Below are 23,245 nucleotides of genomic sequence, written 5' to 3'. Positions count from 1 at the left end.
CGGCTACCAGCCGGCGGTCAGGGCCTTTTCCGCCCAGAACAGGGCGGTGATGGTCTTGGCGTCGGTGATGCGTCCGTCGCGCACCGCCGCCAGGGCGTCAGCCAGGGACAACTCCACCAGTTCGAGGAATTCCTCCTCGTCGAGGCGCTGGCCGCTGGCCACCGCATGCAATTCCTCGGCGAGGAAGATTTCGATGCGCTCGTCGGCATAGCCGATGCACGGGTGCATCACCCCCAGATGGCGCCAACGGCCGGCCTGGTAGCCCGTTTCCTCATGCAACTCGCGCTCGGCGGTGAGGCGGATATCCTCCCCCGGATCGATCTTGCCCGCCGGCAGTTCCAGGAAGACCCGGCCCACCGGGTAGCGGAACTGGCGCTCGAATAGCAAAGCGCCATTCGGCAGCACCGGAATCACCACCACGGCGCCGGGATGCTGGATGTACTCGCGCACCGCCTCGCCGCCGCTGGGCAGGCGCACCCGGTCGCGGCGCACGTGCAACAGCTTGCCATCGAAGATCTGCTCGCTGTCGATCAGGGTTTCGGTCAGATGGGGGTCGGAAAGGGCGGGATCGGTCATGGTCGGATGGCGCAAGGGCGTGTAAGGAGCGTCAACAGCCGGGAATGATACGCGCGCAGGGCCCTGCATGGATGGCTGAGGAACCCATAACGACAAAGGCCCCGCAAGGGGCCTTTGTCGTTGCTGTGCGCGAAGGAAACGCCGCTTAGAGCGAGCGCACCAGGGAGAAGGCGCACAGGGACATCAGGGTCTGGGGGAAGATGCCCAGCAGAGCCACGGCCAGGCCGTTGGCGGAGAGCAGCACACGCATCTCGGCGGGGGCTTCGAGGGGGCTGTTGTCCGTCGGCTCGTCGAAGTACATCACCTTGACCACGCGCAGGTAGTAGAAAGCACCCACCAAGGAGAAGGCCACGGCGACGATGGCAAGCCAGTAGTAGCCGGCGGCGACCACGGCCTGAAGCACCGAGAACTTGGCGAAGAAGCCGACGAAGAACGGGATGCCCGCCATCGAGAACATCAGCATCAGCATGACGCCGGCAAACCAGGGGCTGCGCTTGTTCAGGCCCTTGAAGTCTTCCAGCCGCTCGGCTTCGAAGCCGGCGCGGGAGAGCAGGATGACCATGCCGAAGCCGCCCAGGCTCATCAGCACGTAGGACACCACGTAGAACATGGCGGAGCTGTAGGCGTTCAGGGCGTAGCGGGCGTCGCCGCCGACCACGCCGGCCACCACGCCCAGGAGCACGAAGCCCATGTGCGAGATGGTGGAGTAGGCCAGCATGCGCTTGATGTTGGTCTGGGCGATGGCCGCCAGGTTGCCGATGGCCATGGACAGCACCGACATGATGACCAGCATGGTCTGCCAGTCCTGGGCCAGGGGCAGCAGACCGTTGACCAGCAGGCGCATGGTCATGGCGAAGGCCGCCAGCTTGGGAGCGGAGCCGATGAACAGGGTGACCGCGGTGGGGGCGCCCTGATAGACGTCGGGAATCCACATGTGGAAGGGGACCACGCCGAGCTTGAAGGCCAGGCCGGACACCAGGAAGACCAGGCCGAACACCAGCACGGTGGTGTTGGCGGACTTGAGGTACACCGCTTCGGCGACCCGGGTGATGTCTAGGCTACCGGTGGCCCCGTAAATCATGGACATGCCGTAGAGCAGCACGCCGGAGGCCAGGGCGCCAAGAACGAAGTACTTCATCGCCGCTTCGGTGGACACGGCCGAATCCCGGTTCAGGGCCACCATGGCGTAGAGCGACAGGGACAGCATTTCCAGGCCCAGGTACAGGCTCAGGAAATGATTGGCCGAGATCATGACCATCATGCCCAGGGTAGCGAACAGGGTCAGCACGTAGAACTCGCCGCGCCCCAGGGGGCCGCGCAGCTGGATGTAGCCGCGGGAGTAGAACAGCACCACGATCACGGTCAGGTACAGCATCAGCTTGAGCAGGCTGCCCATCAGGTCGGCGACGAAAGTGCCGGTGAAGGCGTAGGTGATCTCGCCGTCCGCAGTGATGAAGGTGAGGATGGCCGCCCCGATCAGGGTCAGCAAGGTCAGGGCGAAGGTGGCGGTGCGGGCCCGATCCTTGACGAAGACATCCGCCACGAGGATCACGCAGGCCATGGCCAGCATCCAGATCTCGGCTGCGGCCGGGATCAGGTCAATCACGTTGAAATTCATCTTCAAAAGCCCCTTATTGGATCTTGCTTTCGGCCACGTGCTTGAGCAGGTCGGCCACCGAGGCGTGCATCACCTCGGTAAAGGGCAGCGGGTAGAGACCCATGCCCAGGACACACAGTGCCAGCACCCCGAGAATGAAGAATTCGCGGAGGTTGATGTCGGTCAGCTCGGCCACGTGGGAGTTAGCCACGGCACCGAACACCACCCGCTTGTACATCCACAGGGTGTAGGCGGCGCCCACGATCATGGTGGTGGCAGCAGCCAGGCCGATCCAGAAGTTCACCTTGACCGCGGCCAGGATCACCATGAATTCGCCGACGAAGCCGGAGGTGGCCGGCAGGCCGGAGTTGGCCATGGCGAACAGCATGAAGAAGGCGGCGAACTTGGGCATGGTGTTCACCACGCCACCGTAGTCGGCGATCTGGCGCGAGTGCATGCGGTCGTAGAGGACGCCGATGCACAGGAACATGGCGCCGGAGACGAAGCCGTGGGAGATCATCTGCACCAGGGCGCCTTCGATGCCGATGGCGTTGAAGAGGAAGAAGCCCAGGGTGACGAAGCCCATGTGGGAGATGGAGGAGTAGGCCACCAGCTTCTTCATGTCCTGCTGCACCAAGGCGACGAAGCCGATGTAGATCACCGCGATCAGGGACAGGGCGATCATCAGGCCGGACAGCTGATGGGCGGCGTCCGGAGCGATGGGCAGGGAGAACCGCAGGAAGCCGTAGGCGCCGAGCTTCAGGGCGATGGCGGCCAGCACCACGGAACCGCCGGTGGGGGCTTCGACGTGGGCGTCGGGCAACCAGGTGTGCACCGGCCACATCGGCACCTTCACTGCGAAGGCCACCAGGAAGGCCAGGAACAGCCAGATCTGGGTGGAGAGGCTCATCGGCAGCTGGTGCCAGTCGAGAATCTCGAAGCTGCCGCCGGACTGGATGAACAGGTACAGCAGCGAAACCAGGAAGAGCAGGGAGCCGAGCAGGGTGTAGAGGAAGAACTTGATCGCCGCGTACACCCGGTTCGGGCCGCCCCAGATGCCGATGATCAGGTACAGCGGAATCAGGGAGGCTTCGAAGAAGACGTAGAAGAGCACGCCGTCCAAGGCCGAGAAGATGCCGTTGAGCAGGCCGGACATGATCAGGAAGGCGGCGTTGTACTGGGCCACCTTCTTTTCCACCACCTGCCAGCCGGCCAGCACCACCATCACGGTGATGAAGGCGTTGAGGATGACGAACAGCATGGAGATGCCGTCCACCCCTAGGTGATAGTTGATGTTGAAGCGCGGAATCCAGGTCGCCAGCTCGACGAACTGCATGTCGGCGCTGGCCCGGTCGAAACCGGTGAAGAGCGGCAGGGTTACCAGAAGACCCAGCACGGCACCGGCCAGGGCAAGGCCCCGGGAAAACGGCGCGTTCTTGTCGGAGCCGGTCATCAGCACCAGCAAGCCGGCGATGATCGGAACCCAGATGGCGAGGGAGAGCAGGTGGCCAGACATATTGTTCCCAGTCTTATTCGTGCATTCGGTCTTAGGCGAGTTTGATCCAGAGGGTCAGCAGCACGAACACCCCGATGATCATGGTGAAGGCGTACTGGTAGATGTACCCGGACTGGAACAGGCGAACCAGGGAGGCGATCCAGCCCACGACACGGGCCGAACCGTTGACCAGCACACCGTCGATGATGGCCTGGTCGCCGGCCTTCCAGAGGACCTTGCCGAGCAGGCGGGAGCCACCGGCAAACACCGTCTCGTTGATCTTGTCGAAGTAGTACTTGTTTTCCAGCACCGTGTTGATGCCCTTGAAGCGGGCATGGATGGCGGCCGGGATGTCGGGGCGCTTCATGTAGAAGAACCAGGACACCACCACACCCGCCAGGGCCAGCCAGAACACCGGCGTGGTGACGGCGTGCAGGCCCATGGCCACGGCACCGTGGAAGTGGTGCGCCAGGTGCTCCATCACCGGATGGGCCTCGGCATCGACGTGGATCACGCCCTTGAAATAATCGCCGAACAGCATCGGTTCGATGCCCATGTAGCCGATCAGCACGGACGGGATGGCCAGGGCCACCAGGGGCACGGTCACCACCCAGGGGGACTCGTGGGGCTTCTGGCCGGGAGCCAGGCCGTGATGGTGGTCGTGGGAGACTTCCTCGTCGTCGTGGTCGCCCTCGTGCTCGTGGTGATGGTCGTGGTTCTTGCCGAACCGCTCCTCGCCGTGGAACACCAGGAAGTACATGCGGAAGGAGTAGAAGGCGGTGACGAACACGCCGGCCAGGACGGCGAAGTAAGCGTAGCCGGAGCCCGGAATGTTGGACAGGGCCACGGCCTCGATGATCGAGTCCTTGGAGTAGAAGCCGGAGAAGAACGGGGTGCCGATCAGGGCCAGGGAGCCGACCAGGCTGGTGAGCCAGGTAATAGGCATGTACTTGCGCAGGCCCCCCATGTTGCGGATGTCCTGGTCGTGGTGCATGCCGATGATGACCGAGCCGGCGGCCAGGAACAGCAGGGCCTTGAAGAAGGCGTGGGTCATCAGGTGGAAGATGGCCACCGAGTAGGCGGAGGCACCCAGGGCCACGGTCATGTAGCCAAGCTGGGATAGGGTCGAGTAGGCCACGACGCGCTTGATGTCGTTCTGGATGATGCCGAGGAAGCCCATGAACAGGGCGGTGGTGGCACCGATCACCAGGACGAAGGACAGGGCGGTGGTGGACAGCTCGAACAGGGGCGACATGCGCGCCACCATGAAGATGCCGGCGGTCACCATGGTCGCCGCGTGGATCAGGGCGGAAATCGGCGTCGGGCCTTCCATCGAGTCGGGCAGCCAAACGTGCAGCGGGACCTGGGCGGACTTGCCCATGGCACCGATGAACAGGCAGATGCAGGCTACGGTCATCAGGGACCAGTCGGCGCTACCCCAGATGTTGATGGTCTTGCCGGCCAGCTCGGGGGCCTTGGCGAACACGTCGGCGTAGTCGAGGCTACCGAAGTGGGCCAGGATCAGGCCGATGCCGAGGATGAAGCCGAAGTCGCCGACGCGGTTGACCAGGAAGGCCTTCATGTTGGCGAAGATGGCGGTCGGCCGGGTGTACCAGAAACCGATCAGCAGGTAGGACACCAGGCCCACCGCTTCCCAGCCGAAGAACAGCTGCATGAAGTTGTTGCTCATCACCAGCATCAGCATAGAGAAGGTGAAGAGCGAGATGTAGGAGAAGAAGCGGCTGTAGCCCGGATCGTCGTGCATGTAGCCGATGGTGTAGATGTGCACCATCAGGGAGACGAAGGTCACCACCAGCATCATCGTGGCGGTCAAGCTGTCGATCAGGAAGCCGACCTGGATATTGATCGAATCGGTGGTCAGCCAGGTGTAGACCGTGCCGTTGAAGGTGTGGCCGGCCATCACGTCCTGGAACACCAGCACGGAGCAGACGAAGGCCACGGCAACGCCGGCGATGGTCGCCAGGTGGGCCAGGGTGCGCGGAATGATGCGGCAGAACAGGCCGGCAATGATTGCCCCCGCGAGCGGTGCGAGGGGAATCGCGAGATAGAGACTCATCTTGTCCATTTGCGCTTAACCCTTGAGGCTGTCGAGCTCTTCCACATCGATGGTGGAGAGGTTGCGGAAGAGCACCACCAGGATCGCCAGGCCAATGGCGGATTCGGCGGCGGCCACGGTGAGGATGAAGAAGACGAAGACCTGGCCGGAAAGATCCTGCAGGTAGTGCGAGAAGGCGATGAAGTTGGTATTCACCGCCAGCAGCATGAGCTCGATGGCCATGAGCAGAACCAGCAGGTTCTTCCGGTTGAGGAAGATGCCCACGACGGCGATCGCGAACAGGACCGCGCCGAGGATCAGGAAATGGGCAAGCGTGAGCAAGGTGACTCCCTTCGTCCTTCTTACTACCGGACCGGGGAAAAGCCCGGCCGGGATGTTCTTTCTTGGAACCGGCGCCCGCAAGGGCGCCGGCCGACAACTCGGGTATTTCTTATTCGGCTTTTTCCGCCGGCATCTGCAGCACGCGCAGGCGATCGGAAGCCTTGACCCGGACCTGCTTGGCAGGATCGGCGTACTTGGTCTTCTTCAGGCCGCGGTGGGTCAGCGCGATGGCCGCGACGATCGCCAGCAGCAGAATCACGGCGGCGAGTTCGAACGGATAGACGTAATCGGTGTAGATGACCCGGCCCAGTTCCTTGGTGTTGGACACGGCGGCGACGCCCTGGGGCAGCGGTGCATCCATCACGCCCATGTACTGGCCACCGAGGACCACCCCCATCTCGGCCATCATCAGCAGGCCGACCAGGGCACCCAGGGGCAGGTAGCTCCAGAAGCCCTTCTTGAGCTTCTCGAGGTTGACGTCGAGCATCATCACCACGAACAGGAACAGCACCATCACCGCGCCGACGTACACCAGCACCAGCGAGATAGCCAGGAACTCGGCCTGCAGCAGCATCCAGATGCCGGATGCAGTGAAGAAGGCCAGCACCAGGAACAGGGCGGCATGCACCGGGTTGCGGGCTGTGATCACGCGCAGGCTGGCCAGCACGAGGATCGTGGAAAACAGGTAGAAGACGAAGGTCTTGAATTCCATTCGGAGTCGTCCCGGTCAGCGATACTTGGCGTCCATCTCGCGATCTTTCGCGATCTGGGCCTCGTAGCGGTCGCCATTGGCGAGCAGCATTTGCTTGGTGTAGTAGAGGTCGCCGCGCTTTTCGCCGTGGTACTCGAAAATGCGGGTCTCGACGATGGCATCGACCGGGCAGGCCTCTTCGCAGAAGCCGCAGAAGATGCACTTGGTCAGGTCGATGTCGTAGCGGGTGGTGCGGCGCGTGCCGTCGTCCCGCTGGTCGGACTCGATGGTGATCGCCATCGCCGGGCACACCGCCTCGCACAGCTTGCAGGCGATGCAGCGCTCTTCCCCGTTGGGGTAGCGGCGCAGGGCGTGGAGGCCGCGGAAGCGGAAGCTCTGCGGCGTCTTTTCTTCGGGATACTGGACGGTGATCTTGCGGGCGAAGAAATAACGCCCGGTGACCGCCAGACCTTTCAGCAGCTCCTTGAGGAGCAGGCTGTTGAACACTTCTTTCATGGCACCCATGGCCGACTCCTTACTTCCAGATGTTCCAGGGAGAGACCATCCAGCCTGCCACCACCACCAGCCAGATGATGGTCAGCGGAATGAACACCTTCCAGCCGAGACGCATGATCTGGTCGTAGCGGTAGCGGGGGAACGTCGCCCGGAACCACAGGAAGAACAGCAGGATGAACGCAATCTTGGCCGCCAGCCAGAAGAACCCGTCGGGCAGGAACGCCACCGGGGACGACCAGCCGCCGAGGAACATGATGACGGTCAGGGCCGACACCAGGATCATGTTGGCGTATTCGGCAAGGAAGAACACCGCGAAGGCCATGCCCGAGTACTCGACGTGGAAGCCGGCGACGATCTCGGACTCGCCTTCGGCCACGTCGAACGGGGCCCGGTTGGTTTCGGCCACGCCGGCGATCATGTAGACCACGAACATCGGCAGCAGGGGCAGCCAGTTCCAGGACAGGAACGACAGGCCCATGTCGGCGAAAACGCCCTTCTGTTGCACGCGGACGATGTCGGTCAGGTTGAGGCTCTGGGACACCAGCAGCACGGTCACCAGGGCGAAGCCCATGGCGATTTCGTAGGACACCATCTGGGCCGCGGAACGCAGGGCGCCGAGGAAGGCGTACTTGGAGTTGGAGGCCCAGCCGGCGAGGATGATGCCGTACACCCCTAGGGAGGTGATCGCCATCACGTAGAGCAGGCCCGCGTCGATGTTGGCCAACACCGCGCCATCGACGAAGGGAATCACCGCCCAGGCCGCTAGGGCCGGCATGATGGAGAGCATCGGAGCGAGCAGGAACAGGGCCTTGTTCGCGCCGGAGGGGATGATGATTTCCTTGAACAGCAGCTTGCCGGCATCGGCCAGGGGCTGGATCAGGCCGAGGGGGCCGACCCGGTTGGGGCCCAAACGCACGTGCATGAAGCCGATCACCTTACGCTCGGCGTAGGTCAGGTAGGCCACGCACAGCATCAGGGGGATCAGGATCACGACGATCTTGATCAGGGCCCATACGCCGGGGAAGCTGGCGCCGAAGACGCCTTGCAGGAATTGGGTCAGCGCTTCCATTACGCACGCTCCACGGAAATGGCACCGAACAGGTTGCCCAGGCCAGCAGTGCTGGCATGGCCGGCGGCAACGCGCAGGCAACCGGCGGGCACGGTTTCGTCAGCTTTGGCCACCAGCACGGCCACGCCATCGCCCTGCTTCACCTTGACCGAATCGCCGGCAGCGATGCCCAGGGCAGCCAGGGTGGCCGCGGCGGCGCGGGCCGTCGGAGCCTTGCCATCGACGGTCGATTGCAGGGCCGGGGCGCGGCGGGCCAGGGGGTCGGCGAAGTGGATGGGCACGTCGGCGATGCGCTGCAAGGCCGGAACTTCGCCGGAGGCCAGGTTCAGCGCCACGCCGTTGAGGGCGTTGGACAGCTTGCCGGCGGCAGCGAACTCGGCACCAGCGCCCAACACCTCGTCGCGCACGGCTTCGGAGGTCTCGTAGTCGAAGCCTGGCAGGTTGAGGACGTTGCCCAGTACACGCAGTACCTTCCAGGCCGGACGGGCGTCGCCCAGGGGGCGCACCACGCCGTTGAAGCTCTGCACCCGGCCTTCGGTATTGACGAAGGTGCCGGAAGTTTCGGTGTAGGGCGCAATCGCCAGCATGGCGTCGGCGTAGTCAAGGGCCGGACGGTGCTGGAAGGCGGACATCAGGACCACCATCTTGGCCTGCTTGAGGGCAGCCACGGTCTTCTGCCCATCGGCGAAGTCGAACTCGGGCTCGGCGCCGATCAGGACGTAGCCCTGACGGGGCTGCTCGACCATCTGGCGGGCGTTGAGGCCGGTCGGGGTGGCGCCCGCGAGGTAGCCGCCGACGCTGTTGGCGGCCTCGCCGAGGATGCCGACGGTGGCGCCGGTGAGCTTGCCCAGTTCCAGGGCCAGCAGTTGCAGCTGGGCGGCCTGGGGATGCTGGCGGGCGGTGTTGCCGAGGAAGATCGCTTTCTTCTCGCCAGTGACGAGGGTCGCGGCGATGGCCTTGGCGCCGTCGCACACGGCCACGGCTTCCAGCCCGGCGGGCACGGCCACGCCCTTGGCTTCGGCGGCGGCCTTGACCACGGCGGCCAGGGCACTGGCCAGTTCGGCCGGGGCCACGACGCGCTGGGCGGTGAGTTCGATCAGGTTGTCGTCGCCGGCCACGTGCAGCATGGACACCTGGGTGCCCTTCTTGGCGCCCTGGCGCAGGCGCTGGGCGATCAGGGGGTGATCCTTGCGCAGGAAGCTGCCGACCACCAAAGCGGCGTCGAGCTCACCGAGCTCGGTCAGCTTCATGCCCAGCCAGGGGGCGCCGGCTTCCTTGCCGTCGGCGGAGAAATCGTTCTGGCGCAGACGGAAATCGACGTTGCCACAGCCCAGGCCAGCGGCCAGCTTGCGGGCCAGGGTCAGTTCTTCCAGGGTGGCGTGGGGCGACACCAGGAAGCCCAGGGCCTCGCCACCGGCGTTGCGGGCGATGTCCTTCAGACCATGGGCCACGTAGTCGAGGGCCACGTTCCAGTCCGTCTCCTTCCATTCGCCGCCCTGCTTGACCATCGGCTTGGTCAGCCGTTCGGCGGAGTTGAGGGCTTCGTAGGAGAAACGGTCCTTGTCGGAAATCCAGCACTCGTTCACGTCCTCGTTTTCACGGGGCAGGACGCGCTTGACTTCGTTGTGCTTGACCTGGATTTGCAGGTTGGCGCCGACGGAATCGTGGGGCGACACCGACTTGCGGCGTTGCAGTTCCCAGGTCCGGGCAGCATAACGGAACGGCTTGGAAGTAAGCGCGCCGACCGGGCACAGGTCGATCATGTTGCCGGACAGCTCGGAATCGACGGTCTTGCCGACGAAGGCGGTGATTTCCGAGTGCATGTTCCGGTTGGTCATGCCCAGTTCCATCACTCCGGCGATTTCCTGGCCGAAGCGCACGCAGCGGGTGCAGTGGATGCAGCGGGACATCTCCTCCATGGAGATGAGGGGCCCCACGTTCTTGTGGAACACCACCCGCTTCTCTTCGGTGTAGCGGCTCTTCACGCCGCCGTAGCCCACCGACAGATCCTGGAGCTGGCACTCGCCGCCCTGGTCGCAGATCGGGCAATCCAGCGGGTGGTTGATGAGCAGGAACTCCATCACCCCCTTCTGGGCCTTGACCGCCAGGTCGGAATGGGTGAAGACCTTCATGCCGTTGGTCACGGGCGTGGCGCAGGCCGGCAGCGGCTTGGGCGCCTTTTCCACCTGCACCAGACACATCCGGCAGTTGGCGGCAATGGACAGCTTCTTGTGATAGCAGAAGTGGGGGATGTAGCTCCCAACCTGATGGGCCGCATCCATGATCGTGCTGCCGTCGGGTACTTCTACCTTCTTGCCGTCGATTTCGATTTCTAGCATGTCGCTACCTTATTCCTACCTGTTCCCTACCTGAGTTCTCGGGGATGCTGCGGATCGGGTGCCTTTCAGGCCGGCTTGCGGTGGAAGCCGCTGCCCGCCCACTGCACATCCGTGGGCACGAGGCAGGACTTGTGCTCGATGTGGTGCAGGAACTCGTCCCGGAAGTGCTTGATGAAGCTTTGCACCGGCATCGACGCGGCGTCACCCAGGGCGCAGATGGTGCGGCCCATGATGTTGCCGGTGACGCTGTTGAGCAGGTCCAGATCCTCGGGACGGCCCTGGCCATTCTCGATGCGGTGCACCACCTTGTAGAGCCAGCCGGTGCCTTCGCGGCAGGGCGTGCACTGGCCGCAGGACTCTTCGTAGTAGAAGAAGGACAGGCGCTCCAGGGCCTTGACCATGCAGGTGGTCTCGTCCATGACGATCACCGCGCCGGAACCGAGCATCGACCCCGCCTTGGAGATCGAGTCGTAGTCCATGGTGCAGTCCATCATGATGCTGGCCGGCAGGACCGGAGAGGACGAGCCGCCGGGGATCACCGCCTTGAGCTTGCGTCCGCCGCGCATCCCGCCGCACATTTCGAGCAGCGTGGAGAAGGGGGTGCCCAGGGGAATCTCGTAGTTGCCGGGACGCTCCACGTGGCCGGACACCGAGAACAGCTTGGTGCCGCCGTTGTTTTCCTTGCCCAGGCCGAGGAACTGTTCGCCGCCCATGCGCATGATGAACGGGATGGAGGCGAAGGTCTCGGTGTTGTTGATGGTGGTCGGCTTGCCGTACAGGCCGAAGGACGCCGGGAACGGCGGCTTGAAGCGGGGCTGGCCCTTCTTGCCTTCGATCGATTCGAGCAGGGCGGTTTCTTCGCCGCAGATGTAGGCGCCGTAGCCGTGGTGGGCGAATAGTTCGAAGTTGAAGCCCGAGCCCTGGATGTTCTGGCCGATCAGGCCGGCAGCCCGGGCCTCGGCCAGGGCGTCCTCGAAGCGCTTGTAGACTTCCCAGACCTCGCCGTGGATGTAGTTGTAGCCACGGGTGGCACCCATGGCGTAGGCGGCGATGGCCATGCCCTCGATCACCGAGTGGGGGTCGAGACGCAGGATGTCGCGGTCCTTGAAGGTGCCGGGCTCGCCCTCGTCCGAGTTGCAGACGACGTACTTGTCACCGGGGAAGGAGCGGGGCATGAAGCTCCACTTGAGACCGGTGGGGAAGCCGGCGCCGCCACGGCCGCGCAGGACGGACTTCTTGACCTCGTTGATGACCTGATCCTGAGGCGCCTTTTCCGCCAGAATCTTCTTCAGCGAGGAGTAACCGCCCCGGGCCACGTAGTCGGCGAGGGACCAGCCCTTGTCGTCGGCGTAACGGTCGGCCACCGGCGACCAGCCGGCGGTCATGGTGGGATTGATTGCACCCAGGATGGCCATTATTCGAGCTCCGACAGCAGTTTGTCGATCTGCTCAGGCAGCATGTGGCTGCACATCGAGCGGTTGTTCACCAGCATCACCGGCGCGTCGCCGCAGGCACCCATGCACTCGCCCTCCTTGAGGGTGATCTTGCCGTCGGCGGTGGTCTCGTTGAAGCCGATGCCAAGCTTCTGCTTCAGGTAGTCCGCCGCGTGGTAGCCGCCGGACAGGGCGCACGGCAGGTTGGTGCACACCGTGACCTTGTACTTGCCGACCGGCTTGAGGTCGTACATGTTGTAGAAGGTCGCCACTTCCATGGCCGCGATGGGCGGCATTTCCAGGTAGGTGGCGACGAACTCGATCGTCTCCGGAGCCAGCCAGCCCTTCTCAGCCTGGGCAATGGCCAGGGCGGCCATCACGGCGGATTGCTTCTGATCCGCCGGATACTTGGCGACCTCGCGGTCGATCTGGGTGAGGGAGTCTTGGGAAAGCATCAGCGGTCAATCTCACCAAACACGATGTCTTGGGTGCCGATGATCGTCACCACGTCGGCGATCATGTGGCCACGGGCCATCTCGTCCATGGCGGCCAGGTGGGCGTAGCCAGGGGCGCGAATCTTCATGCGGAACGGCTTGTTGGCGCCGTCGGAGACGAAGTAGATGCCGAACTCGCCCTTCGGGTGCTCGATGGCCGCGTAGGCCTCACCCTCGGGAACGTGCATGCCTTCGGTGAAGAGCTTGAAGTGGTGGATCAGCTCTTCCATGTTCGACTTCATCCCTTCCCGGGACGGCGGCGCGATCTTGTGGTTGTCGGAGATGACCGGCCCCGGATTCTTGCGCAGCCAGTCGATGCACTGGCGAATGATCCGGTTGGACTGGGACATTTCTTCCATGCGCACCAGGTAGCGGTCGTAGCAGTCACCGTTCTTGCCCACCGGGATGTCGAAATCGAGGCGGTCATAGACTTCGTAGGGCTGCTTCTTGCGCAGGTCCCAGGCGATGCCGGAGCCGCGCAGCATGGCGCCGGTGAAGCCAAGCTGCAGGGCGCGCTCGGGGGAGACGATGCCCACGTCCACCAGACGCTGCTTCCAGATCCGGTTGTCGGTGAGCAGGGTGTGGTATTCGTCGAGAATCTTCGGGAAACGCTGGGTGAAGTCGTCGAGGAAGTCGAGCAGCGAGCCGGAACGGGCCTCGTTGAGCTTCTTCACCTCGTCGGCCTTCTTCCAGCGGGATTCCTGATACTGGGGCATGGCGTCCGGCAGGTCGCGGTACACGCCGCCCGGACGGTAGTAGGCCGCGTGCAGGCGGGCGCCGGAGACCGCTTCGTAGCAGTCCATCAGGTCTTCCCGCTCGCGGAAGCAGTACAGGGCCATGGCCATGGCGCCCACGTCGAGGCCGTGACAGCCGATCCACAGCAGGTGGTTGAGGATCCGGGTGACCTCGTCGAACATCACCCGGATGTACTGGCCGCGCTCGGGCACTTCGACGCCCAGGAGCTTTTCCACGGCCATGCAATAGGCGTGCTCGTTGCACATGGTGGAGACGTAATCCAGGCGGTCCATGTAGGGCACCGACTGGATCCAGGTCTTCTGCTCGGCCAGCTTCTCGGTGGCGCGGTGCAGCAGCCCGATGTGGGGGTCGGCCCGCTGGACCACTTCGCCGTCCAGCTCCAGCACCAGACGCAGCACGCCGTGGGCGGCCGGGTGCTGGGGACCGAAGTTCATCGTGTAGTTACGAATTTCCGCCATGGTTGCGAATCCGTTCGTGTTGCGGGTGTATGCGTTGACCAGGCCCAGGGGCTCAGGCCGCGTCGCCGTAGCTCTCTTCGCGGACGATGCGCGGCGTGTTCTCGCGCGGCTCGATGGTAACCGGCTGATAGACGACACGCCCCTCCTCCGGGTCGTAGCGCATTTCCACGTAGCCGGAGACCGGGAAGTCCTTGCGGAAGGGATAGCCGATGAAGCCGTAGTCGGTGAGGATGCGACGCAGGTCGGGATGGCCGGGGAAGACGATGCCGAACAGGTCGAAGGCTTCGCGCTCGAACCAGTTGGCGCCATTCCAGACATTGACCACGGAGGCCACCACCGGGAAGCCATCGTCCTCGGCGAAGGTGCGCACGCGCAGGCGCCAGTTGTTGGCGACCGACAGGAGATGGGAGACCACGGCAAAGCGCTTGCCGTTGCCCGGCACATCCTCGCGGCCGTCGGCGTACCCCAGGTAATCCAGGCCACACAGGTCGATCAGCTCTTCGAAGCCGAGGGCCGGGGTGTCACGGAGTTCTTGCATCACGCCCAGATATTCGGCGGCGGCCACTTCGATGGTAACCTCGCCCAGGGCGATCTTCAGGGATTTGAGCCGCTCGCCCAGCTGGCTTTGCAGGTTCTGGCTCAGGGTTTCGAGCTTTGCAGACATGATGGGGACCTGTATCAGCGGGCGATGGTGTTGGTGCGGCGGATCTTGTTCTGCAGCTGGATGATGCCGTAGAGCAAGGCCTCGGCGGTCGGGGGACAGCCCGGAACGTAGATGTCCACCGGCACGATGCGGTCGCAGCCGCGTACGACCGAGTAGGAATAGTGGTAGTAGCCGCCGCCGTTGGCGCAGGAACCCATGGAGATGACCCAGCGGGGCTCGGGCATCTGGTCATAGACCTTGCGCAGCGCCGCCCCCATCTTGTTGGTCAGGGTGCCGGCGACGATCATCACGTCGGACTGGCGGGGACTCGGGCGGAAGATGATGCCGAAACGGTCAAGGTCGTAGCGGGAACAGCCGGCATGGATCATTTCCACGGCGCAGCAGGCCAGACCGAAGGTCATCGGCCACAGGGACCCGGTACGGACATAGTTGATGAGCTTGTCCGCGGTGGTGGTGACAAACCCTTCTTGCAGAACGCCTTCGATACCCATGCGCTTACTCCCACTCCAGGGCGCCCTTCATCCACTCGTAGATGAAGCCGACCACCAGAATTCCGAGGAAAATCATCATCGCCACGAACCCGAACACGCCAATCTCCTTGAGCACGATGGCCCAGGGGAAGAGGAAAGCGATTTCCAGGTCGAACAGGATGAAGAGAATGGCCACGAGGTAGTAGCGCACGTCGAACTTCATGCGCGCGTCCTCGAACGCCTCAAAACCGCACTCGTAGGGAGAGAGCTTTTCGCTATCGGGCTTGTTGGGAGCCAACAGCCAGCCGGCGAGGATGGGCAGGATGCCGAAGGCGATGCCCACAAAGATGAAAAGAAGTACCGGGAGGTAATTTTCCAGCATGATCCGCTGCCACGTGACGTCTAACGACCGTTTTGTAAAAGAGCCCCGCACACCTCACATTTGTGAAAATGCGGAGCTCGACGATCTGCTGGTGCCGACGGCGAGACTCGAACTCGCACGGCTTTCGCCACTACCCCCTCAAGATAGCGTGTCTACCAATTTCACCACGTCGGCACTACTGAAGCGTTTCGCTGACTTTCAAGGGATAAAACTCAGTCAGCGAAGCGATAAACCCCAAATTTATCGAGGGATATCTTTTGCTTTTGACTCACCACTCGCCGGCGTCGATCCAGGTGCAGCGCCGGCTTCGGCAGGAGCGGAAGAAGAGGTAGATTCTACAACACTCTTCGTTACGCTATCAACCCCTTTCGGCTTGCTGAAAGCAACGTAAGCGAGCGCAAGGCTCGTCGAGAAAAACACTGCAGCGAGGACCGCCGTGGTGCGGGAGAGGAAGTTGGCCGAACCCGACGCACCGAACAGGCTGCCGGACGCACCGCTGCCAAAAGCAGCCCCCATGTCGGCCCCCTTGCCGTGCTGCATCAGCACCAGCCCGATGACGGACACACCCACCAGGATATGAACAACGACGATCAACGAAACCCAGAAACCCATTGTTATCCTTTTGACGCCTTACCGGGCCGCGGCCCGGCAAATCGCCAGAAAATCCTCGGCCACCAGGGCCGCACCACCGACCAGCGCACCGTCGATGTCCTGCTCGGCAAACAACGTCGCCGCATTCTCCGGCTTGACACTGCCGCCGTAGAGCAGCGGCAGCTTGGCCGCCACTGCCGCATCGGATTCCGCCACCTGCCCGCGGATGGCCGCATGCACGGCTTGAGCCTGCTCCGGTGTGGCCGTCCGGCCAGTGCCGATCGCCCAGACAGGCTCGTAGGCCACCACCGCCGAGGCAAACGCGGCAGCGCCGACCCGGTCTAGCACAACCTGCAACTGCCGCGCGATCACCTGCGCCGTTTCACCGGCCTCACGCTCCTGCAACGTCTCACCGACGCAGAGGATAGGCACAAGCCCGGCAGCCACCGTCGCCGCGAACTTCTCGGCCACCTGGGCGTCGGACTCCCCATAGAGGGCGCGCCGCTCGGAGTGGCCAAGGATGACGTAACGACAGCCGAATTCCTTGATCATGATCAGACCAACCTCTCCCGTGTACGCCCCGGCCGCGTGCTCGCTGACCGTTTGCGCCCCCCACATGACCCGGGAGCCGCTCAATTCGGCCTGCACCTGGGCAAGGTAGGGAAAGGGCGGGCACACCGCGCATTCGACGCCGCGCGGCAGCCCTTCGCGCACCGCACCGAGCAACCGCCGGTTCCCGTCCAGGGAGCCGTTCATCTTCCAGTTGCCGACAACGAGCTTGGTACGCATAAAGACTCTGGTTGAACCTGAAAACCCCGCTCGCCGGCTTTTGGCCCTGCACATCCTCGGGGTCCCACAAAACTTTCAAATGTTAGCTTACTTATGCGCGGCCGGTCAATCCAAGCCCCCTGCGAAGAACCGCGCCACCAGCGGCAAACCCTTGCCCGTGCGGGATTTCCGCCAAAGGGCGGAAATCAGCCGAATCGCCCGGTAATGTAGTCCTCGGTCTGTTTCTTCCTCGGTTTGATGAAAATTTCATCGGTGACGCCAAACTCGATCAGCTCGCCCAGGTACATGTAGGCGGTGTAGTCGGACACCCGGGCCGCCTGCTGCATGTTGTGGGTGACGATCAAAATGGCGACCCTTTCCTTCAGCGCCGTCAGCAGTTCCTCGATGCTGGCGGTGGCGATCGGGTCGAGGGCCGAGGTGGGCTCGTCGAACAGCAGCATCTCGGGGTCGGTGGCCAGGGTGCGGGCGATGCACAGGCGCTGCTGCTGGCCGCCGGACAGGTGAAAGGCAGGGTCGTCGAGGCGGTCCTTTACCTCGTCCCACAAGGCCGCCCCGCGCAGTGCCTCTTCGATCTTGTCGTCGATCAGGGTGCGGCTCTTCTCGCCGCGTACGCGCAAGCCGTAGGCCACGTTGTCGTAGATCGACTTGGGAAAAGGATTGGGCTTCTGGAACACCATGCCGATGCGCATGCGCACCTCGATGGGATCAACCTTTTCCGTCAGCAGGTTGGTCCGGTCGGGATAGAAGTCGATCGCCCCCTGGTAGCGGTTGCCCGGATAAAGGTCGTGCATGCGGTTGAAGCAGCGCAGAAAGGTGGACTTGCCGCAGCCGGAAGGGCCGATCAGGGCCGTCACCTTCTTGTCGTAGACCGGCATGCTGAGGCCCTTGAGGGCATGGAAGGCGCCGTAGTAGAAGTTGAGATCCCGGGCCTCGGCCTTGATCGCGGGGGTGGTCATCGTTGCAATCCTGAACGGTCGTCGGTCGTGTCGTAGGGCGGCGGGGGGCAGCTCACCACTTGATGCCCTGGCGCAGGCGGTAACGCAGCCAGATGGCCAGGCCATTCATCGCCACGGTCATCAACACCAGCACCAGGCCTGCCGCCGCGGCGTTCTGGTGGAAGGCCTCCTCGGGCCGCGAGGTCCAGTTGAACATCTGGATCGGCAGCACGGTGAAGGGCGAGGCCAGCCAGTCAAACAGACCGGCCGGTGGTTCGCCGGCGAAGGGCGCCGGCGGCAGGAAGGCGATGAAGGTGAGTGCGCCGATGGTGATGATCGGGGCGGTTTCGCCGATGGCCCGGGCCATGCCGATGATCACGCCGGTGAGGATGCCCGCCGACGAGTAAGGCAGGGTGTGGTCGCGCACCACTTGCCAGCGGGTGGCGCCGCAGGCGTAGGCTCCCTCGCGGATGGAGACGGGAATGGCACGGATCGCCTCCCGGGTGGCGACGATGACCACCGGCAGGATCAACAGGGCCAGGGTCAGGCCGGCCGTCAGGATGCTCTGGCCGAGGCCGAACTGGTAGACGAAAATGCCCAGGGCGAGCAGGCCATAGATGATGGAAGGCACGCCGGCCAGGTTGGTGACGTTGATCTCGATGATGTCGGTGAGCAGATTCTTCGGCGCGTACTCTTCCAGGTAGACGCCCGATGCCACGCCAACGGGCACCGCCACCAGGGCGGTCACCGCCATCACCAGGGCGGACCCCACCCAGGCCGAGAGGATGCCCGCCTGCTCGGGCCGGCGGGACGGGAAGTTGAGGAAGAAGTCCGGGCTCAGCCGGTCGGCGCCGGCGATCACCATCTGGCCGAACAGGGCGGTGAAGGTCAGCACCCCGATCATCAGGGACGCCAGCCCCAGCAGGGCGAAGAGCAGGTCCCAGCGTTTGTGGCGGGCGATGGCCGCCCGGATCTCCTGCAGGTTTTCGGCAACGCCGCCCATCTCAGTAGGCCTCGCGGAATTTCTTGCGCATCAGGTGACCGGCCACGTTGAAGCACAGGGTGATCAGCAGCAGGCACAGGCCGGCGGCAAAGATGGTCTGGTAACCCACGGAGTCGTGAGGCAGGTCGCCCAGGGCCACCTGGACGATGTAGGCGGTGATGGTTTCCGCCGGCTCCAGCGGATTCCAGGTCAGGTTGGGCTGCATGCCCGCGGCCACGGCCAGAATCATGGTCTCGCCCACGGCCCGTGAAACGCCCAGGACGTAAGCGGCGGCCAGGCCGGAGACGGCTGCCGGGGCCACCACCTTCACCGCCGTCTGAAAACGGGTCGCCCCCATGGCATAGGAGCCCTCGCGCAGGTCCATGGGCACGGCGCGCATAGCGTCCTCGGCCACCGAGCTGACGTAGGGGACGATCATGATGCCCATCACCAGGCCGGCAGACAGCAGGTTAAAGCCGGGCAGGTCGGGGATGAACCGTTGCAGGAGCGGCGTGACGAACAGCAGGGCGAAATAGCCGTAGACGATGGTCGGCACGCCCCCCAGCAACTCAAGGAAGGGCTTGGCGATCTCGCGCACCCGGAACGGGGCGAACTCGGACAGGTAGATGGCGATGAGCGTGCCCAGCGGTATCGCCACCAGCAAGGCCACCCCCGAGCTGACCAGGGTGCCGGACACCAGGGGCAGGATGCCGAAGTGGGCATCGTCGAACAGCGGGGTCCACTGGGTATCGGTCAAAAAATCCCACAGCGGCACGTGCTCGAAGAAGACCAGCGACTCCCGGACCAGGGTGAAGACGATGCCCACGGTCGTGGCGACCGACACCAGGGCGGCGGCCAGCAGCAGCAGCTCGATGACGGTCTCGCGCAGGTGGCGGGTGCGCCGCCTGGCAAGGCGGTCGCTGACGTGGTCCTGGGGCATGGCCGGTGGGAATTCTTCCGTGGGAACGGTCGGTGAAATGGGCAAGCCCGGGATTATGAAAGGAAGGCGGATTCAGGGATAGCCCGGACCGGACGGCCATAGCCTACCCCCCCCCCCCCATTTCCCGGGACAGATTGCGGCAGCTAGGCCGCTCATGCGGATTCGCCCGCCCCGATGGCCGGCAAGCCGTGGGATGGCAACACGCGGCAACACGCAGGAACGAGACGACACCGCCTCAGAGCCGGGCTTCGCGGCGCACCAGGTCCTCGATCCGGAGGCCCACGGCCTCCTCCCCGCCGAACACGGTGCCCACCTTCTTCCTGGCCAGGCGCTCCACGTTGGCGTCATAGACCTTGCCGGGCAAGGCCACGTACTTCACTTCCCGGACCAGCTTGGAGGCATGCTTCAAGTAGAACGCCACGAATTCCTTCACCTCGGGCTTGTCCAGGGACTTGGCGCTCACGTAGATGAAGACGGGGCGCGACAGGGGGACGTAGGTGCCATCTTCCACGGTCTGGTGGGACGGCAGCACGCTGCCCTTGCCGCCGTCGATCGCCACGGCTTTCAGCTTCTTCTGGTTTTCCAGGTAATACGAGAAGCCGAAGTAGCCCAGCCCCCCCTTGTCGCGGGCCACGCCCTGGACCAACACGTTGTCGTCCTCGGAAGCGGTGTAGTCGCCCCGGGAAGCCTTGGCCTTGCCCACCACGGCTTCGGTGAAATAGTCGAAGGTGCCCGAATCGGCACCGGCGCCGTAAAGCTTGAGGGGCATGTCGGGAAAGGCCGGGTTCACCTGGTTCCAGTTGGTGATCCGCCCCTGGGCGGCGGGCTCCCAGATCTTGCGCAGGTCGGCCACGGTCAGGGTCGAGGCAAAGGTGTTGTGCGGATTGACGATGACGGTCAGGGCGTCATAGGCGATCGGCAGCTCGTAGTAGGACACGCCGTTTTCCCGGCAGGCGTCCATCTCCTTGCGCAGGATCGGGCGGGAGGCGTCGGCGACGTCGATATCGCCGCGGCAGAATTTCTTGAACCCGCCGCCGGTGCCGGAAATACCCACGGTCACCCGCACGGCGTTCCTTCTGGTCTTCTGGAAATCCTCGGCCACGGCCTCGGTGATCGGATACACCGTGGACGAGCCGTCCACCCGGACGATGGCGGACTGGGCATGGGCGACGCCGAGGCTCGCGCCACCGGCGGCGACAATGCCGAGAATGGCAGCGAATTGGACCAGTTTCATGCGGAACGTCTCCCGGGGCGCCTGAACGGCTCAGCGCAATGGCATGGGCGCCACGGCGCCGGGCAGTCTAGGGGCGGATTGTTACAGCGCCGTGACACGGCCATACCCCCGCCGTGACTCCAGCGTACTCCCGCCGCCCCTCCCCTCTTCTCTTTTTACGTTACAGGGTCAATGAGCCGCCAGCTCCTCGCCCCCCACCGCGTCGCGCACCGCATCGGCCAATTGGTGGGCCAGGCGCTCGACCTGGGCCGCATCCCGGCCTTCGACCATCACCCGCAGCAAAGGCTCAGTGCCCGAAGCGCGTAGCAGCACCCGGCCCTGGCCGTTCAATTCCGCCTCCACGGCCCGCTGGGCCGCCTCGATGCCCGGGTTGCCTTGCCAAGCGGTGCCCTTGGCGAAGCGCACGTTCACCAGCACCTGGGGATAAAGGGTCAAGCCCCCCAGCAGTTCGGCCAGAGTGCCCCCCTGCTGGCGCAGGGCCGCCAGCACCTGGAGGGCCGACACCAGGCCGTCGCCGGTGGAATGGCGGTCGAGGCACAGGATATGGCCCGAGTTTTCGCCGCCGAAGAGCCAGCCGCGCTGGTTGAGGGCCTCCACCACGTAGCGGTCGCCCACCTTGGTGCGCACGAAGGGGATTTCCAGCGCCTGCAGGGCGTGCTCCAGGGCCAGGTTGGACATCAGCGTGCCGGCCACGCCGGCCACGGGCCCTTGCTGCAGGCGGCTGCGCACGATGGCGTAGAGCAGCTGGTCGCCGTCGTAGCCGTTGCCCTGGGCATCGACCATCAGCAGCCGGTCGCCGTCGCCGTCCAGGGCCACTCCCAGGTCGGCGCGGTTGGCCAGCACCGCCTCGGCCAGGCTGCGCGGGGCCGTGGCGCCGACGCCGTCGTTGATGTTGAGGCCGTTGGGGCTTGCCCCCACCGCCACCACCTCCGCCCCCAATTCGTGCAACACCGGCGGCGCCACGTGATAGCCGGCGCCGTGGGCGCAGTCCACCACGATCTTCAGGCCGCGCAGGTCCAGGTCGTTGGGGAAGGTGCTCTTACAGAACTCGATGTAGCGCCCCGCCGCGTCGTCGATGCGCCGCGCCCGGCCCAACTGGGCGGATGGGACGCAGGACAAGGGGCCGTCGGCTGCTTCCAGACGGGTTTCGATGTTCTGCTCCACTTCGTCCGGAAACTTGGTGCCGTAGGCGGAGAAGAACTTGATCCCGTTGTCGTAGTAGGGATTGTGGGAGGCCGAGATGACTACGCCGGCCTGGAGGCGCAGGGCCCGGGTCAGATAGGCGATGGCCGGGGTCGGCAGCGGACCGGTCAGGCAGGTGTCGACCCCGGCGGCGGAAAAGCCCGCTTCCAGGGCGGCTTCGAGCATGTAGCCGGAGATCCGGGTGTCCTTGCCGATCAGCACCGCCGGGCGCTCGGCACCGGCCTTGCCGCCCTCCCAGCGCTCGCGCAGGGCCTGGCCGGCAGCGTAGCCCAGGCGCATGACGAAGTCCGGGGTGATGGGAAAAGTGCCGACGCGACCGCGCACGCCGTCGGTGCCGAAGTATTTGCGGCTCATGGAAAGACTCCCTCGCTGTTGTTGGATGGGCCCGGGGCCCTTATTGCTGGCGGACGGCCTGCCAGACGGACAGTACGTCCCGGGTGGCCGCCACGTCGTGAACACGGATGATTTTCGCGCCGCCGTCGGCCGCCAGCAAGGCGGCAGCCAGGCTGCCGGGCAGGCGCTCGGCCACCGGCCGGCCGGTGATCTGCCCGATCATGGTCTTGCGCGACATGCCGGCCAGAATGGGCAGCCCCTCGGGCGAGGTGGCGGGCAGGTCGCGCAGCAGGGCCAGGTTGTGCTCCAGGGTCTTGCCGAAGCCGAAGCCCGGGTCGAGGACGATGCGCGCATCGGCGATGCCGGCGGCCCGGCAGGCGTCCACGCGCCCGGCCAGAAAGTCGCCCACTTCCGCCACCACGTCCCGGTATTGAGGCGCCACCTGCATGGTGCCGGGCTCGCCCTGCATGTGCATCAGGCACACCCCCACGTCGGACGCGGCCACCGCCTCCAAGGCGCCGGGCCGGGTCAGACCGCAGATGTCGTTGATCATGGCCGCACCGGCGGCGATGGCGGCGCGCATCACTTCCGGCTTGTAGGTGTCGATGGAGACCGGCACACCCCAGCCGGCAATGGCTTCGAGCACCGGCAGCAGCCGGTCCAGCTCCTCCTGGAGCGGCGTGGCGATGGCGCCGGGGCGGGTGGATTCGGCCCCCAGGTCGAGGATGTCCGCGCCGGCTTCCCACTGGGCCCTGGCGTGCTCGATGGCCCGCGCCACCACGTCCCCTCCTCCCGCTAGGCCGTCGCCGGTGAACGAATCGGGCGTGAGGTTGACGATGCCCATGACCAGGGGGCGGTCCAGGGGCAGACGGTAGGCGGCGCAGTGCAGGTGGCTCATGG

The 23,245-nt window shown here is 64.6% G+C and carries 23 protein-coding genes and 1 tRNA gene; all 24 read right to left on the bottom strand.

Going from position 1 to position 23,245, the window contains the following annotated elements; all coding sequences use genetic code 11:
- Positions 1–3 precede the first annotated feature (3 nt).
- A complete protein-coding gene (locus tag LWW89_RS15555; RefSeq protein ID WP_293265786.1) occupies positions 4–576 on the bottom strand; it encodes an NUDIX hydrolase in 573 nt (190 codons plus the stop codon).
- Positions 577–721: 145 nt separating this feature from the next.
- Positions 722–2,194 (bottom strand): NADH-quinone oxidoreductase subunit NuoN, encoded by a 1,473-nt coding sequence (nuoN, locus tag LWW89_RS15550; protein WP_293265784.1) that lies wholly within the window; start codon positions 2,192–2,194, stop codon positions 722–724.
- Between the two features lie 13 nt (positions 2,195–2,207).
- A complete protein-coding gene (locus LWW89_RS15545; RefSeq protein WP_293265782.1) occupies positions 2,208–3,689 on the bottom strand; it encodes an NADH-quinone oxidoreductase subunit M in 1,482 nt (493 codons plus the stop codon).
- 31 nt (positions 3,690–3,720) lie between these two features.
- Positions 3,721–5,754 carry an NADH-quinone oxidoreductase subunit L gene (gene nuoL / locus LWW89_RS15540; protein ID WP_293265780.1) on the bottom strand — a complete coding sequence of 678 codons (2,034 nt, stop codon included), beginning with the start codon at positions 5,752–5,754 and terminating at the stop codon, positions 3,721–3,723.
- A gap of 6 nt (positions 5,755–5,760) precedes the next feature.
- Positions 5,761–6,066: an NADH-quinone oxidoreductase subunit NuoK gene (gene nuoK / locus LWW89_RS15535; protein ID WP_293265778.1), complete on the bottom strand. Its 306-nt coding sequence runs from the start codon at positions 6,064–6,066 to the stop codon at positions 5,761–5,763.
- A 109-nt stretch (positions 6,067–6,175) separates the two neighbouring features.
- Positions 6,176–6,778 carry an NADH-quinone oxidoreductase subunit J gene (locus LWW89_RS15530; protein ID WP_293265776.1) on the bottom strand — a complete coding sequence of 201 codons (603 nt, stop codon included), beginning with the start codon at positions 6,776–6,778 and terminating at the stop codon, positions 6,176–6,178.
- 15 nt (positions 6,779–6,793) lie between these two features.
- Positions 6,794–7,282, bottom strand: a complete 489-nt coding sequence (gene nuoI, locus LWW89_RS15525) for an NADH-quinone oxidoreductase subunit NuoI (RefSeq protein ID WP_293265774.1) — start codon at positions 7,280–7,282, stop codon at positions 6,794–6,796.
- Positions 7,283–7,292: 10 nt separating this feature from the next.
- Positions 7,293–8,342, bottom strand: a complete 1,050-nt coding sequence (gene nuoH, locus LWW89_RS15520; protein ID WP_293265772.1) for an NADH-quinone oxidoreductase subunit NuoH — start codon at positions 8,340–8,342, stop codon at positions 7,293–7,295.
- Positions 8,342–10,681: an NADH-quinone oxidoreductase subunit NuoG gene (gene nuoG / locus LWW89_RS15515; RefSeq protein ID WP_293265770.1), complete on the bottom strand. Its 2,340-nt coding sequence runs from the start codon at positions 10,679–10,681 to the stop codon at positions 8,342–8,344. The genes nuoH and nuoG overlap by 1 nt, the downstream gene beginning before the upstream one ends.
- A 65-nt stretch (positions 10,682–10,746) precedes the next feature.
- Positions 10,747–12,066, bottom strand: coding sequence for an NADH-quinone oxidoreductase subunit NuoF (gene nuoF, locus LWW89_RS15510; protein ID WP_293265825.1), 1,320 nt, complete (start codon positions 12,064–12,066; stop codon positions 10,747–10,749).
- 29 nt (positions 12,067–12,095) lie between these two features.
- Positions 12,096–12,569 carry an NADH-quinone oxidoreductase subunit NuoE gene (gene nuoE, locus LWW89_RS15505; protein WP_293265768.1) on the bottom strand — a complete coding sequence of 158 codons (474 nt, stop codon included), beginning with the start codon at positions 12,567–12,569 and terminating at the stop codon, positions 12,096–12,098.
- The gene (locus tag LWW89_RS15500) at positions 12,569–13,822 is read right to left on the bottom strand and encodes an NADH-quinone oxidoreductase subunit D (RefSeq protein ID WP_293265766.1); all 1,254 of its coding nucleotides are present in this window, start codon (positions 13,820–13,822) and stop codon (positions 12,569–12,571) included. The genes nuoE and LWW89_RS15500 overlap by 1 nt, the downstream gene beginning before the upstream one ends.
- Before the next feature lie 52 nt (positions 13,823–13,874).
- Entirely contained in the window at positions 13,875–14,486 is a 612-nt protein-coding gene (locus LWW89_RS15495) for an NADH-quinone oxidoreductase subunit C (protein WP_293265764.1), read from the bottom strand.
- 14 nt (positions 14,487–14,500) lie between these two features.
- Positions 14,501–14,977, bottom strand: coding sequence for an NADH-quinone oxidoreductase subunit B (locus LWW89_RS15490; RefSeq protein WP_054622413.1), 477 nt, complete (start codon positions 14,975–14,977; stop codon positions 14,501–14,503).
- A gap of 4 nt (positions 14,978–14,981) precedes the next feature.
- The gene (locus LWW89_RS15485) at positions 14,982–15,338 is read right to left on the bottom strand and encodes an NADH-quinone oxidoreductase subunit A (RefSeq protein ID WP_293265762.1); all 357 of its coding nucleotides are present in this window, start codon (positions 15,336–15,338) and stop codon (positions 14,982–14,984) included.
- Positions 15,339–15,427: 89 nt separating this feature from the next.
- Positions 15,428–15,512: transfer RNA gene (locus tag LWW89_RS15480), tRNA-Leu, on the bottom strand.
- Between the two features lie 66 nt (positions 15,513–15,578).
- The gene (gene secG, locus LWW89_RS15475; protein WP_293265760.1) at positions 15,579–15,950 is read right to left on the bottom strand and encodes a preprotein translocase subunit SecG; all 372 of its coding nucleotides are present in this window, start codon (positions 15,948–15,950) and stop codon (positions 15,579–15,581) included.
- A gap of 18 nt (positions 15,951–15,968) precedes the next feature.
- Entirely contained in the window at positions 15,969–16,718 is a 750-nt protein-coding gene (gene tpiA / locus LWW89_RS15470) for a triose-phosphate isomerase (RefSeq protein WP_293265758.1), read from the bottom strand.
- Positions 16,719–16,903: 185 nt separating this feature from the next.
- Positions 16,904–17,674, bottom strand: coding sequence for a phosphate ABC transporter ATP-binding protein PstB (pstB, locus tag LWW89_RS15465; protein ID WP_293265756.1), 771 nt, complete (start codon positions 17,672–17,674; stop codon positions 16,904–16,906).
- Between the two features lie 52 nt (positions 17,675–17,726).
- The gene (gene pstA, locus LWW89_RS15460; protein ID WP_293265754.1) at positions 17,727–18,656 is read right to left on the bottom strand and encodes a phosphate ABC transporter permease PstA; all 930 of its coding nucleotides are present in this window, start codon (positions 18,654–18,656) and stop codon (positions 17,727–17,729) included.
- A 1-nt stretch (position 18,657) separates the two neighbouring features.
- Positions 18,658–19,575 (bottom strand): phosphate ABC transporter permease subunit PstC, encoded by a 918-nt coding sequence (gene pstC / locus LWW89_RS15455; protein WP_293265752.1) that lies wholly within the window; start codon positions 19,573–19,575, stop codon positions 18,658–18,660.
- A 235-nt stretch (positions 19,576–19,810) separates the two neighbouring features.
- Positions 19,811–20,809, bottom strand: coding sequence for a PstS family phosphate ABC transporter substrate-binding protein (locus tag LWW89_RS15450; RefSeq protein WP_293265750.1), 999 nt, complete (start codon positions 20,807–20,809; stop codon positions 19,811–19,813).
- Positions 20,810–20,977: 168 nt separating this feature from the next.
- Positions 20,978–22,366 carry a phosphoglucosamine mutase gene (glmM, locus tag LWW89_RS15445; RefSeq protein ID WP_293265748.1) on the bottom strand — a complete coding sequence of 463 codons (1,389 nt, stop codon included), beginning with the start codon at positions 22,364–22,366 and terminating at the stop codon, positions 20,978–20,980.
- A 40-nt stretch (positions 22,367–22,406) separates the two neighbouring features.
- The gene (folP, locus tag LWW89_RS15440; protein ID WP_293265746.1) at positions 22,407–23,243 is read right to left on the bottom strand and encodes a dihydropteroate synthase; all 837 of its coding nucleotides are present in this window, start codon (positions 23,241–23,243) and stop codon (positions 22,407–22,409) included.
- Between the last annotated feature and the right edge of the window lie 2 nt (positions 23,244–23,245).

It is taken from the genome of Oryzomicrobium sp., assembly GCF_021287045.1.
Taxonomy (GTDB): domain Bacteria; phylum Pseudomonadota; class Gammaproteobacteria; order Burkholderiales; family Rhodocyclaceae; genus Oryzomicrobium.
Note: the sequence above shows the minus strand (reverse complement) of the source record. Positions and strands in the feature narration are given on the sequence as shown.

What these genes read in the sequence shown, in the direction of transcription:
- LWW89_RS15495 (WP_293265764.1), bottom strand. Translation starts at nt 14,486, where the DNA reads ATGTCTGCAAAGCTCGAAACCCTGAGCCAGAACCTGCAAAGCCAGCTG.
- nuoN (WP_293265784.1), bottom strand. Translation starts at nt 2,194, where the DNA reads ATGAATTTCAACGTGATTGACCTGATCCCGGCCGCAGCCGAGATCTGG.
- nuoH (WP_293265772.1), bottom strand. Translation starts at nt 8,342, where the DNA reads ATGGAAGCGCTGACCCAATTCCTGCAAGGCGTCTTCGGCGCCAGCTTC.
- LWW89_RS15450 (WP_293265750.1), bottom strand. Translation starts at nt 20,809, where the DNA reads ATGAAACTGGTCCAATTCGCTGCCATTCTCGGCATTGTCGCCGCCGGT.
- nuoI (WP_293265774.1), bottom strand. Translation starts at nt 7,282, where the DNA reads ATGGGTGCCATGAAAGAAGTGTTCAACAGCCTGCTCCTCAAGGAGCTG.
- folP (WP_293265746.1), bottom strand. Translation starts at nt 23,243, where the DNA reads ATGAGCCACCTGCACTGCGCCGCCTACCGTCTGCCCCTGGACCGCCCC.
- LWW89_RS15530 (WP_293265776.1), bottom strand. Translation starts at nt 6,778, where the DNA reads ATGGAATTCAAGACCTTCGTCTTCTACCTGTTTTCCACGATCCTCGTG.
- glmM (WP_293265748.1), bottom strand. Translation starts at nt 22,366, where the DNA reads ATGAGCCGCAAATACTTCGGCACCGACGGCGTGCGCGGTCGCGTCGGC.
- pstC (WP_293265752.1), bottom strand. Translation starts at nt 19,575, where the DNA reads ATGCCCCAGGACCACGTCAGCGACCGCCTTGCCAGGCGGCGCACCCGC.
- LWW89_RS15500 (WP_293265766.1), bottom strand. Translation starts at nt 13,822, where the DNA reads ATGGCGGAAATTCGTAACTACACGATGAACTTCGGTCCCCAGCACCCG.
- pstB (WP_293265756.1), bottom strand. Translation starts at nt 17,674, where the DNA reads ATGACCACCCCCGCGATCAAGGCCGAGGCCCGGGATCTCAACTTCTAC.
- tpiA (WP_293265758.1), bottom strand. Translation starts at nt 16,718, where the DNA reads ATGCGTACCAAGCTCGTTGTCGGCAACTGGAAGATGAACGGCTCCCTG.
- LWW89_RS15555 (WP_293265786.1), bottom strand. Translation starts at nt 576, where the DNA reads ATGACCGATCCCGCCCTTTCCGACCCCCATCTGACCGAAACCCTGATC.
- LWW89_RS15485 (WP_293265762.1), bottom strand. Translation starts at nt 15,338, where the DNA reads ATGCTGGAAAATTACCTCCCGGTACTTCTTTTCATCTTTGTGGGCATC.
- secG (WP_293265760.1), bottom strand. Translation starts at nt 15,950, where the DNA reads ATGGGTTTCTGGGTTTCGTTGATCGTCGTTGTTCATATCCTGGTGGGT.
- LWW89_RS15545 (WP_293265782.1), bottom strand. Translation starts at nt 3,689, where the DNA reads ATGTCTGGCCACCTGCTCTCCCTCGCCATCTGGGTTCCGATCATCGCC.
- nuoF (WP_293265825.1), bottom strand. Translation starts at nt 12,066, where the DNA reads ATGACCGCCGGCTGGTCGCCGGTGGCCGACCGTTACGCCGACGACAAG.
- nuoG (WP_293265770.1), bottom strand. Translation starts at nt 10,681, where the DNA reads ATGCTAGAAATCGAAATCGACGGCAAGAAGGTAGAAGTACCCGACGGC.
- pstA (WP_293265754.1), bottom strand. Translation starts at nt 18,656, where the DNA reads ATGGGCGGCGTTGCCGAAAACCTGCAGGAGATCCGGGCGGCCATCGCC.
- LWW89_RS15490 (WP_054622413.1), bottom strand. Translation starts at nt 14,977, where the DNA reads ATGGGTATCGAAGGCGTTCTGCAAGAAGGGTTTGTCACCACCACCGCG.
- nuoE (WP_293265768.1), bottom strand. Translation starts at nt 12,569, where the DNA reads ATGCTTTCCCAAGACTCCCTCACCCAGATCGACCGCGAGGTCGCCAAG.
- nuoL (WP_293265780.1), bottom strand. Translation starts at nt 5,754, where the DNA reads ATGGACAAGATGAGTCTCTATCTCGCGATTCCCCTCGCACCGCTCGCG.